An 11,803-nucleotide genomic window follows, 5' to 3' on the forward strand; every position below is an offset into this window, starting at 1 on the left:
ATTTCTGCAACTCTTGCGGGACAGGATCTTGGTTGTACCCACCTAAAAACGAAGGCCTTTAGAGGGTATCTAAAGGCCTTTCAACCTGTTGGTTTCAGTCAAGTGGGTAATATCGTAGTCGGACCGATAACGTCTTGCATGCCAGCGTTGCGGCTAAACGAACATGTTCACATAGCTGGTATTTTCACCGAATAACGTTTCTGATGATGCATTTGGATTATCTACTGCATTTTTAAGTATCAATTTAACTTGATGCTCTCACTGATTCGCCGATCGCCGGTGCCACCCACGTATTTGTAATTTAGTCTAAAGGTTTTTGTAACCGGATCATAAATACATACACCATTATTTTGGATAGTTTGGTTAGCGGCTTCAGGAGCCGATTTAACAGTTACCGAATTATCGGCGTTTACCGTTAAATACATGTAGTAATTACTTCCACTAAGGTCTGCCGCTTCTGAACGTACAGTTGTTCCGTTAATGGTTGTTAAAGTTTTAGTTCTGTTAGTCCATGATCTGTTTATTGAAGGATCAGGAAAAGCGATAGAACCATTTGCTGTATAGGTGCCTTCATACTGACTTTTTATCCCAATAATATAGTATACTGTTTTATAGTAATTGATAGCCTGGCCCTGCGCATCTGTAATAGATAGGGGCAACATATAATTAGTACTAAGCGAAAGGCCCGAGGTAATCAGGTTGATATTATGATTGGCCGATAAAAGTCCGGCCCCGATAGTTACGGTTGAAGCTGGCACATTATAAGCGCTTGATGGCAAAGGTACAAAGGTGGCGTATTGTGCGCTGTTACGATCAGGCAGATCAGTACCGTTTTTTACCGCCTCGGTACTATCGGCAACAAATAGGGCTCTGTGTGCCGCGTTAAGACTGGTAACGGCATTCATATCAACCTGAAGGGTAACTGTTAAGGCCTTTGTAAGCGGTTTTACTGCAGACAGTAACACAGTAGTGGATAAGGACTGCGGCTGCGCGCTGATGCTTTCAGATATTTTATACTTAAAACCGCCATTATCAAACGATGCGGGGCCTGCATGCGCCGCTATAGGCAATTCAACCGAAGTTGGCATCTTCCGGTAATCGTAATTATCGTCGTTTTTTGAGCATGAACTGATTAATACTACCAGGGCCATCAGTACCGGGTAATATTTCACTAAGATCTTTTTCATTTTTTAATTGAGTTAATGATTAATGTTTTTAAATGTCTTTACAACCAGGCAGCGGTCTTTTCTTAAAAAAAATTGGCCAGCGGTCTATCAGCATTTTCACTGTTAAACTTATTTGTATTTAACCTGCGGAAAATCGTGCTGCGCTTTAATAAACTGCGCTTCCCATTCATCACTCCATCCAAAGGCTACAGATGCCTGCGTCTTGAGGTTTACACCGGCGGCACCGCTCCAAAAATGTATAAACTCGCCCCAGTTCAGGTCCCTGGTGTACTCCTTATTTTTTTGCGGGAAATAATCGGCAAGCAAACCAAAATATTTATTCAATACCGCTGCTTCGCCATAGTTATGATAAATTGGGTAGAACCAGTTTTTAAACCACTGCGACTGGGGGCGGGGGAAATCATCATACTGGGTTTGCATTTGTTTATAAACCCTGCCGGCTTCATCTTCCCTGCCAATGTGTTTCAGTACATCATAGTTAAAAATTTCCATAAACTTGCTATCACCCCATAAAGCATCCGATGGCGAGCCTTTTACCCCGTGGCTGGCACCGCTAACAATGTGCCCTACCTCATGAACAGGCATCCCAATTTGCTGCCCTTCAGAGCCTGTCCAGTCATCAAGCCCGCAATCAATGGTATTGTGATGATCATGACTGGCATCAAAGTACGATGCAGGGTGCCCGCCGCCCAGCTTATTGTTAACCACACGGTGCAACACCACGTACAGGCGGGGATCAGTACCGAATGCTCCGTATGTTTTTTTTACATAAGCCCAAACAGCCGACATGGTTTTATAAGGCCATGTTACTGAAGGGTACATGTTATCATCATAATAAAAAACCACGTTAGCATCGGCATAAGTGCGCGAAACTATAAGGTCGTGCTCAAACCAATGCTCTTTCCAGTTTTTGGCAGGGCTTTTCAGCGTGTCGCCGGAGCTGAACTGAGTTGCCGAACTGATTAAAATATGTGTAAGGAAAAACACCACCAGTAATGATGCATATTTGATAAATTTCATAACAATGTGCTAACATCCTGCGCTACGGCGCTTTTGCACGGCAACCAGGATTTGTTTATTTAAAACAGGATGATTTGCTTTTTATACCGGCAAAAGCCAATTTCAAATGGCCTTTACCGGTATGCTTTTTTCAATGAGTTTACCAACCGGTATTTTGCACCAATAGTTTATCACTATTAATATCATTTTGCGGCAATGGATAGAAGTAGTGTTTTTTAGAAAAAACACGATTTTCGAACGACACCACTTTATAAAAATCGGGCAGGTCGGCACTGATATTTAATCCGTAGGTTGGCCCGCTTTCCGTAGTTTCGGCAATTTTCCAGCGCCTTACGTCAAAAAAGCGGTTGTTTTCAAATGCCAGTTCTACCTGCCGCTCCTTCCTGATGGCCAGGCGCATGGCTTCCTGTCCTACCGGTGCAGGGACACCTTTGCCATATTCGGGGATGCCGGCGCGGTTACGGATCAGGTTAATATAGGTCAGCACATCGGCGTTGCCCGGATTGCTTTCATTTAACGCTTCTGCATAGTTGAGGTAAATTTCGGCAAGCCTTAACATTACCCATGAGCGGTTGCCTTGTGTCCTATCGCTTGGTGGCATATTTTTTCGCACCACGTATCCGGTAGGGCAATAATCATTACCACCGGTGTTGCGGCCCGAGTTACCGGTATTCCAGAGTTGTGTAATCACATTGCCTGAGTTTTTATTAAGCCACTCGCTGCCGTTATAGGTAATGCCTACATAAAACCGAGGTTCGCGCCCTACCCATTGATTGTAGGTACTTCTTGACTGATCATCATAAGGTGCCTTAAAATCTGAGAAGCCAGTTTTTTGATAGCCAGATGCGGCATCATCAATAGCACGTCCATTGGCCATAAAATAAGCATCAACCATACCCTGGGTAGCGCCCAGACCTCCGGCCCCCCTGTCTTCGTCAGCTGCACCCTGATGGTATGGGGTTGTTTCGTACTGCCGGTTCGTAACGCCTGCGCCAATATTGGCGTATATAACTTCTTTGTTCCAATCTTTTAACAATACATCACGACATGATAGATACGGGCTATAATTGCCGCTTGGGTCATTTACACGATAAAGATCATACACCGCCGGAACAAACTGGTCAATAAATTCCTTAGCGGCATCTGCAGCAAGCTTCCATTTATTAGCATCGGGCTGCTGAGTGATCAGTTGTTTGCCATCGGCATTTTTCATAGGGGCATAATCGGTATTGCCATTGTAAAGCGGGCTGGCAGCATACAATAACATTTCAGATTTGATGGCCAATGCAAAACCTTTGGTAAAACGTCCATAATTATTATCATTAGAAGGCAATGCAGGGAGGTCTTTGGCCGCCTGATCAAGCTCGGCAGTAACATAACTTACGCACTCATCATATGAATTTCTGGGTAACTGAACATCGTTAAAAGATGCATCCGGAGCGATGGTTTTATCGCCGATAATAACCACAGGCCCATAAATGCGCAACAGATAAAAGTAATATAAAGCACGCAACGCCCTTGCTTCGGCCTTGTACTGCGTTTTAAGATCGGGCGTAAGGTCTGGCACCTTATCTATATTATCCATAAATACTCCGGCATTCCTGATCCCCTGGTAAAAATAAGTCCAGAAGCCACTGATCAGGCTGCTTGAAGCATCATAAGTACCATTATTGATATTATTGCTGGTTACAAAGCCCCAAACATATTCAGCCTCATCGCTGCCACCCGTCCACTGGCCTACAGTATTACCGAAACCGGCAAAACGCTGCGAAGCCTCATCGGGCATATTAGAGTATATATTTGCCAAAAATTTCAATGCCGTATTACGGTTATTGAACGTTTGATCAAGGGTTAACCTATCATCCGGAACCTGGTCCAGATATCCCTTTTTACAAGAAAAGTTCATGCTTACCAAGGATAGTAAGAAAGACATTATTAATATTTTTTTCATACCTGACTTTTAAATACAGTTAGTATTAATTGAACTGCGCGCTAAGGCCTAGCGACAACGTTTTAGTATTAGGATAAGACGTTCCATTGCCTGTATTAAGCTCTGGATCCCATAATTTAAACTTACTGAAGGTGAACAGGTTATACCCCATTACATATACCCTTGCTCCTTTTAAACCCAGGTTATTAAACAAACCTTTAGGCAGCGTATACCCAACATCCAATGTTTTAAGCCTTACAAACTGAACGTTTTTGATCCAGAATGAACTGGTTTGGGTATTGTTGGTGTTCGCGGCATCGCCAAATGCCAGGCGTGGATAAAACGCGTTGGGATTGGGGCTTTCGGGTGTCCATCGGTCGGTAATATTGGCATAGGCATTACTTACACCGCCATTGGTTGAAAACGGCTGGATAGCATTACCTGAAATATACCTGTCAGCCCGGCCTGTACCCTGAAAAAAAGCGCCCACGCTGAAATTCAGGTACGATACCGTAAAGCCGGCTCCGTAAATTAACGAAGGCACATCGCCGCGGCCAATTTTAGTAACATCATAAGCGTTAATCACACCGTCGTTATTCAAGTCTTTATACTTGATATCGCCGGGCCTTATGCTGCTTTTATCACCGGGTACCGCGCTTTTGTTAACTTCATCCTGGCTGGTAAAAAAACCCTCGGCTATATAACCGTAATTAGCCAGTACATTGTTACCGCGACGGTTCATCCATGGATACGGCGGTATGGGCTGATCGTTTTCTATCACCTTATCCTTGTTATAAGTAACGTTTGCACGAATGCTTAAATTAACCTTGCCAATAGTCATGTTATCCTGTAGGCTGGCATCAATCCCCTTATTATCAACAATACCCAAGTTACCGTAAGGCGAGTTTGCAAGCCCTACAAAACTTGGAACGGCCTGCCTTTGCAATAAAATACCCGTGCGGTGTTCTTTAAACAAATCAACAGTAAGTGAGAGCTTATCATTCAGCGTTCGTATATCAAAGCCGAGATCCTGTTTGTGTGATTTTGCCCAGGTCACGTTTACACCATAATTGGTAATATTGATTCCGCTTACACCCTGTCGGTTAAGACCGAATGTATAACCATCGGCACCATCTGTTAAAAAAGTAAGGTAGTCAAAACGCGGACCGCCGTCATCAGCACCCGCAAAACCATTACTGTAACGGATCTTAAACATGGAGAACGCTGTTTTCAGCGGCTCAAAGAATTTCTCTTCGGACAGAAGCCAGCCCACGCCGAAGGCCGGGAAAAAGCCGTAGCGTTTTTGGGGCGAGAAGTTTTCAGATCCGTTGTAGCCTACGTTAAACTCGGCAAAATACCTGTCTTTATAGGAGTAGGTAACCCTGCCGGCCAGGCCCCTGTAACGGTAAGGAATTGAGTTTGCAAAGGAGCCCCCCGGATAATTGGTTTGATCCTGCTGGTTAAATAATAGCAGGCCGCCGACATGGTGATCGCCAAAAGTGCGGTCATAATTCAGCGACGATTCGGTATAGGTTTTATAGTAACCGCCGCTTGCTTCCGAAAAGTTAAGATATGTACTTGTGCCCGAATATGTTTTGATCAGGTTAAGCGATCCGTCGGCGTTATAGGGTGTTGTTGCATCAGGAAAATAGGTATCCAAACGCTTGCTGCGGTTAACGCTGTGTGATGTGTTGATATCATAAGCAAACATGGTCGTAAAACTCAGGCCCGGTGTAATAAATTTCAGGTCCTGCGTAAGCCTGGCATTTGAATATAACTGGCTCGAATACGTGGTGCTGTAACCCCGTGTAGTTAAATCAGCATATGGATTTCGCTGATCGCCGTTGGGGTTTACACCCGGAACAAAACCGCCAGGATACATAATGGGGAAAGCCGTAGGCTGTACGATCATGGCCTGCACAAAAATATCGCTGGCCGAAACTGAAGGATAGTTCCCTTTGCCCACAAAACCCTGTACACCTAAATCAAGTTTGGTGGTTTTTGTAAGCTCAAGGTTTAGATTACTGGTAAAATTGTATCTGTTATAATCAATAGTTGAATTGTATTTGGCCAGCTCATCTGTTTTAAGCAAGCCGGTTTCATCATAATAACTTGCCGAAACGTAGTAACGGGCACTTGGTACCCCGCCGCTGGCATTGATATTAGCGCGCCTGTTGTGGCTGTATTTATTAAAAACGGCATCTATCCAGTTAATATCCGGATACAACAGCGGATCAACCTGGTTTTTGGTGTTTTGGATATAGGTTTGCGTGTATTTGGCAGGCTGATCCCGGGTGGTTAATGACTCATTAACCATATTCATGTAGGTTACGCCATCGGCCATTTTAGGGATACGGGTAAATGAGTTTATACCCTCATAAAAATCGACGTTTATTTTGGGCTTACCGGCTACCCCACGCCTGGTTTGTACAATGATAACACCGTTTGCACCACGAACACCGTAAACCGCAGTGGCCGACGCGTCTTTTAAAATCGTGAAAGATTGAATATCCTCAGGCTCGATATTATTGATAGAGCGCTCAATACCATCAACCAATACCAATGGATAGCTGCTCGTAAAGGTTGATATACCACGAATCCAGATATCGGCACTGCTACGGCCCGGTTCGCCGGAACGTTGTACGCCGATAACGCCGGCAACCTGCCCGGCCAGCAGGGTGGTAACATCCGAAACAGGCTGTTTCAGGTTTTCAATATCAATAGTTGACTGTGCGCCTACAAGGCTTACCTTTTTCTGCGTGCCATAAGCTACTACCGCTACTTCTTTTAGTTCATTATCAGCCGCGGGCTGCATTTGTATATCAATAACCTTTTTGTTCGTAACGGCTACTTCCTGGTTCTTATAGCCAATGAAACTGTAAACCAAAATTTCGCTATCTGCATTAATCTGGATCTGGTAATTTCCCTTAGCATCGGCTATACCACCCCTGTCTGTTCCTTTAACTTTAACGGAAACACCGGGCAGCGCAATGCCTTTTTCATCGGTGACCCTGCCTGTAACAATTCGCTGAAAAAACGTTTTACCAGAATTGGTATTTTTTTTAGCATCATCATACCGAACAAGGATTTCGCCATCGTCGAGTACGATAAAAGTAAAATCGGTTTTAGCCAGCACCCGTTTAAGTACAATGCCAAGTTCAATATTCACCGCTTTTTCCGATACTTTTTCGGTACTGTTACTTACCGCTCCATTATAAGTAAACTTAACCCCCGATGAGGCGGAGATCTTCTCGAGCGCATCAGAAACCGGACTATTTTTAACGTATACAGTGATCTTTTTTTTCAGGACCTCCTGCCCGTTTGCATCAACGCGAGTCATAGAAAACGCAGTGCTGCATAATAAAAGCATTAATGTGCTCAATTTCATAAAAAGCGTACACTTGCGGCCCCATTGGCAGGGCACATTATTTTTCATATATTCACTAAATAAAATGTTTAAAAAAATTGCAGATACTTTTGGCTCCAACCTTTCAAGTACTGCTTTAACGAATGACATTTTTTGATCTTCAGGACAGGCCTTGCCGGGCCTGCTGAAGATTGTTTTAAAGTAGATAACTTAGCTCAACGGCAACCTCCTCCCTTTCCTTTAATAACATAACCGCCATTTTTACCGGTTACCGTAGCATCCATAATTATTCCTAACTTGTTAAGAAACTGCTCCGGACTTTCGCCCTCTTTAATACGGCCAAAAAAGGTGCAGTTTTTAACAGCGCCTATTACAACGGCGTGAGTATTAAAGTTTCGGTTCAGATCTTCAATTACCTGTTCAAGCGGGGTGTTCTTGTATTCAAATGAGCCCTTATGGCGGCCAATAAGCGCTGCCGAATCCGGGATTGTTTCAATCCGTGGCAGTTTTTTTGATTTATTGTATACTACCTGGAAGTTGGGCTTAAGTACAGCTTGCGCATTTCCGTCAGAAAACATTACCCTACCGCTTATAAGTGCCACGGTAACATCAGGGTGTGACAGGATAGCATCCACATTAAATGATGTACCCAACACCTTTGTAGTTAACTTACCGGTATGCAAAATGAAGGGTTTTGATTTGTCTTTAGCTACCTCAAAAAAAGCTTCTCCTTCTAAAATCACCTCGCGGGTATTTCCTTTAAAGGCAACGGGATATGAAAGCTTTGATTCTGAACTTAAGTAAATTAAAGTACCATCGGTAAGTTCAATTTTTTTATGCTCGCCGCTTTTGGTTGTTACAAGCCGTAGTTGCCCGCCAGAGTGGTATATGTTAAGGTAATAAAACGACATGGCAATACCCAGCAACACGATAGCCGCAGCAGCCAGCCTGAATTTAAGTGTTTTAGGTCGGTGCTGTTCACCATCGGCATTATCCATTTTTTGCTTCAGGTTTTTATACATCCTCTCTCTTGCTTCCGCTTCTTCACGCTGATCAAGATAAGGCAATATCAGATCTTCCCCTTCCTTAAGTCTATACCAGGTATGCAACTCGGCCTTTTCGGCTTCGGTAGCCGTGCCGGAAAGATATTTTTTGGCAAGCGACTGCAGGTGTTCGTCTTCCATCTTTGTTTTTTATAACAGGATGTACAACAACTATGAAGTTACCCTTAGTCAAAAAACAAAAATTTTAATATTTATTTAAAATAACTTAATGAGCAAACCTTTGGTAAGACGCGATAAACAACAAAATTAACTGGGCGATGTTAAATTTTGTGAAGAAATATGGCCAATACCATAAATTCTTTCAAATTGAGGCGGAGCACTTTAAGCGCTTTAGACAGATGTGCTTCAACCGTTTTTTCGGCAATGTTCATTTTTTGCGAGATCTCGCCAACGTTTAGCCCTTCTTCGCGACTTAGTTTATAAACCAGGCGGCATTTTTCGGGCATCTCCTCTACCACGCCGCTTATATATTCCTTCAAAAAGCGGGCATGCACAAGCTCATCCGTCATTTCCACTAAGCTTGCGTTCGGCATGGCCGATAAAATTCTCTGACGGCGGTTATTGGTTGCAATATGTTTAAATATGGAAAATTTTATGGCTGTTGCCAGGTAACTACTTACCGTATCTATTTTTAGTTCATTCCGTCTGTTCCAGATACTCAGAAAAACCTCCTGTACAATTTCTTCAGCTAAAAACCTGTCTTTAGTATGACTATAACCTATCGCAACCAGTTTTCGCCAATACCTGTTGTAGATAGCTGCAAATGCGTCTTCACTACCATTAATCAATAATCGCAACAGTTGTTGATCATCAAGTTTAAGATACATTGACATAGATTCCAGCTAGTTCCCGAATCTATCAATAAAAAAGCACAAGTAGTAACAACACAATTTTTTTTATTACGTTTCATGCGTTACTGCCGGCTTCCTTAGCGTGTTTTATACAACCATTAAATTAACCTTACCTGTGTTAATTAAACTACACACCAGTAAGCCTCGATCCTTAAAACATACCAGTTCAATCAGGAAATATTAAAAATATCGCCCGGGTTGGTAAATGACGCTTAAATCAGCCTGATCACAGGTTTGCAGCCGAAATCGCAACTTATTGTTTTACTGCTTAAATAAGCGCTGCTTTTACTGCTGCGATTTTTTCATCTCTGAGTATAATATCAAAAGTACCGCCGATTTTCCCCTCGGGAAATTCCCCGGTAAATTCCACTTCCAGATGCGCTTCGTTACCGTGGATGTCCAGCTTCATTAACCGGGTCTGAGTTTTATATCCTATAAAATAAGTGGTAAAATAATCCCGGATGCCTTTGTGGCCGATAAATTTCCTCCCAACAGAAGGGTCGTCCAGAATTGCATCGGCCCTGTACTTTTCCAGGTATGCATCCGTATCGAAAGCATTGCCCAGTTTAATCCACTCTTCTATAAATAATCTGATATCCATTTACTGGCTTTTTAATTGAACGAGGCCCTGAATTCCAGGGGCGTTACATTGGTTTTTCTTTTAAATATTTTATTGAACGATTGCGGATGCTCAAAACCCAGCTGGTAGGCTATTTCTGCAACTGTTAAATGGGAAACCGAAAGATATTCCTTTGCTTTTTCTATCAGTTTTTCGTGTATATGCTGCTGTGCATTTTGGCCGGTAAGGGAACGCAGCATATCACTTAAATACCGTGGGGAGACATGTAAATGCTGCGCCAGGTATTCTACAGTCAGTAGTCCCTTATCCAATCCCTGTTCTTTTTCAAAGTAGTCATTTAATACATCTTCCATCTGCATAAGCATATCATTACTTACCGCCTTGCGGGTAATAAATTGCCTTTTGTAAAAACGGTTGCTGTAATTGAGCAGCACCTCGATGTAAGAGATTAGCAAGTCCTGGCTGAGATCGTCAATAGCTCCGTTTAATTCCTGCTGTATGTTGTCCAGAACGCCTAAAATAATCGTCTTTTCTTTATCAGACAGGTGCAGGGCCTCATTCGTTTCGTAAGAGAAGAATCCATACGACCTGATTTTTTTATCCAGCGGGTAGTTCCTGATAAAGTCCGGGTGGATAAGCAATGAGAAGCCTTCATACTCTTCGTCGTTGCTAATAATTGAGAGCAATTGATTGGGGGCGGTAAATACCATACCGCCCTCATCAAAATCGTAATGGCCCAGTCCATAGCCGATGAGCCCTTTCAGCGTTTTCTTAAAAGAAATTTTATAAAAGTTGAAGAGAAAAGAACTGTTCAGCTGCGCTTTATTTACCACCATTTTTGTATTATCCACCAGACTTATTAACGGATGTAATGGCTTAGGTAAGCCCAGCATCCTGTGCAGTGCTGAAATAGAATCTATCCGCAAAGGGTTGTTGGCTTCTTTCCTCATTTGGCTAATTTACTAATTCTCCGAAGACCATTTTGTTCATCTCCTGTACTGCTACCTCAGAACCGATTTCCAAACGTCTTTCATACAACTGCCTGGCAAATGCCCCTACAACATAGCGCAGCTGCTGCTTACCATCTGTAGCAGCTTCATATACCACATCTGCAATCCATTCCACAGGTTCAAAATTGGCAGGATTCATCAGGTTAAACAGCTTTTCCAATCCTTCTTCATAGGCAGGGTGGCGGGCAACATCTAATGGCTCACCCGCGAAGTTAGTTTTGATACCACCCGGCGCAATGGTTTTGATACCGATGTTGTGAAGCCCCAGTTCATAGGACATACCCTCGCTCCAGCCTTCCAGCGCCCATTTTGTTGCGTGATAGATCGAGTCGAGAGGAAAGGTCACCAGGCCGCCGATAGAAGTTGTGGTAATAAACAACCCGCTTTTCTTTTTTCGGAAATAGGGTACAAAAGCCTGCGTAACGCGGATGACACCGAGCAAATTTGTGTTTATCTGCCTTACCACCTGTTCATCTGAAAAAGCTTCCAGCGCGCCAACGAGGCCATAACCGGCGTTATTAAATACCACATCGATATCATGTTGGCCGGTTGCTTCTTTTACGGTACTTTGAATTTGCTCCAAATTGGTAACGTCTAATGGCAGCAGGGTTACATTTTGTAATGCAGTAAGTTCTGTTTCAAGGGCGGGATTGCGCATTGTCGCGATAACGTTCCAGCCTTTACTTTGAAATAATTTGGCAGTGGCTTTACCCAGCCCTGAAGATGCCCCGGTAATAAAAATTGTCTTTCTCATTTTTTGCTTAAATATTACCGTACAAAAATCGGCAGGAGTT

General features: G+C 43.2%; 9 protein-coding genes. All 9 read right to left on the bottom strand.

Features of this window, described 5'->3' with window-relative positions:
- Nucleotides 1-239: 239 nt before the first annotated feature.
- Nucleotides 240-1,187, bottom strand: a complete 948-nt coding sequence (locus J3L18_RS14445) for a BT_3987 domain-containing protein (RefSeq protein ID WP_129568892.1) — start codon at nucleotides 1,185-1,187, stop codon at nucleotides 240-242.
- A gap of 108 nt (nucleotides 1,188-1,295) precedes the next feature.
- On the bottom strand, nucleotides 1,296-2,207 hold the full coding sequence (locus J3L18_RS14450) for a hypothetical protein (protein ID WP_129568891.1): 912 nt from the start codon (nucleotides 2,205-2,207) through the stop codon (nucleotides 1,296-1,298).
- Nucleotides 2,208-2,346: 139 nt separating this feature from the next.
- A complete protein-coding gene (locus J3L18_RS14455; RefSeq protein WP_129568890.1) occupies nucleotides 2,347-4,158 on the bottom strand; it encodes a RagB/SusD family nutrient uptake outer membrane protein in 1,812 nt (603 codons plus the stop codon).
- Nucleotides 4,159-4,183: 25 nt separating this feature from the next.
- Nucleotides 4,184-7,477, bottom strand: a complete 3,294-nt coding sequence (locus J3L18_RS14460; protein ID WP_223266139.1) for a SusC/RagA family TonB-linked outer membrane protein — start codon at nucleotides 7,475-7,477, stop codon at nucleotides 4,184-4,186.
- A gap of 242 nt (nucleotides 7,478-7,719) precedes the next feature.
- On the bottom strand, nucleotides 7,720-8,688 hold the full coding sequence (locus J3L18_RS14465) for a FecR family protein (protein ID WP_129568888.1): 969 nt from the start codon (nucleotides 8,686-8,688) through the stop codon (nucleotides 7,720-7,722).
- Nucleotides 8,689-8,828: 140 nt separating this feature from the next.
- Complete coding sequence (locus J3L18_RS14470; protein ID WP_223266138.1) at nucleotides 8,829-9,395, bottom strand: RNA polymerase sigma-70 factor; 567 nt, start codon at nucleotides 9,393-9,395, stop codon at nucleotides 8,829-8,831.
- Between the two features lie 292 nt (nucleotides 9,396-9,687).
- On the bottom strand, nucleotides 9,688-10,020 hold the full coding sequence (locus tag J3L18_RS14475) for a Cif family virulence factor (protein WP_112651893.1): 333 nt from the start codon (nucleotides 10,018-10,020) through the stop codon (nucleotides 9,688-9,690).
- Between the two features lie 11 nt (nucleotides 10,021-10,031).
- On the bottom strand, nucleotides 10,032-10,949 hold the full coding sequence (locus J3L18_RS14480) for a helix-turn-helix domain-containing protein (protein ID WP_129568887.1): 918 nt from the start codon (nucleotides 10,947-10,949) through the stop codon (nucleotides 10,032-10,034).
- A gap of 4 nt (nucleotides 10,950-10,953) precedes the next feature.
- The gene (locus J3L18_RS14485) at nucleotides 10,954-11,763 is read right to left on the bottom strand and encodes an SDR family oxidoreductase (protein ID WP_129568886.1); all 810 of its coding nucleotides are present in this window, start codon (nucleotides 11,761-11,763) and stop codon (nucleotides 10,954-10,956) included.
- Nucleotides 11,764-11,803: the final 40 nt, after the last annotated feature.

Source organism: Mucilaginibacter gossypii (assembly GCF_017569325.2).
Classification (GTDB): Bacteria; Bacteroidota; Bacteroidia; order Sphingobacteriales; family Sphingobacteriaceae; genus Mucilaginibacter; species Mucilaginibacter gossypii.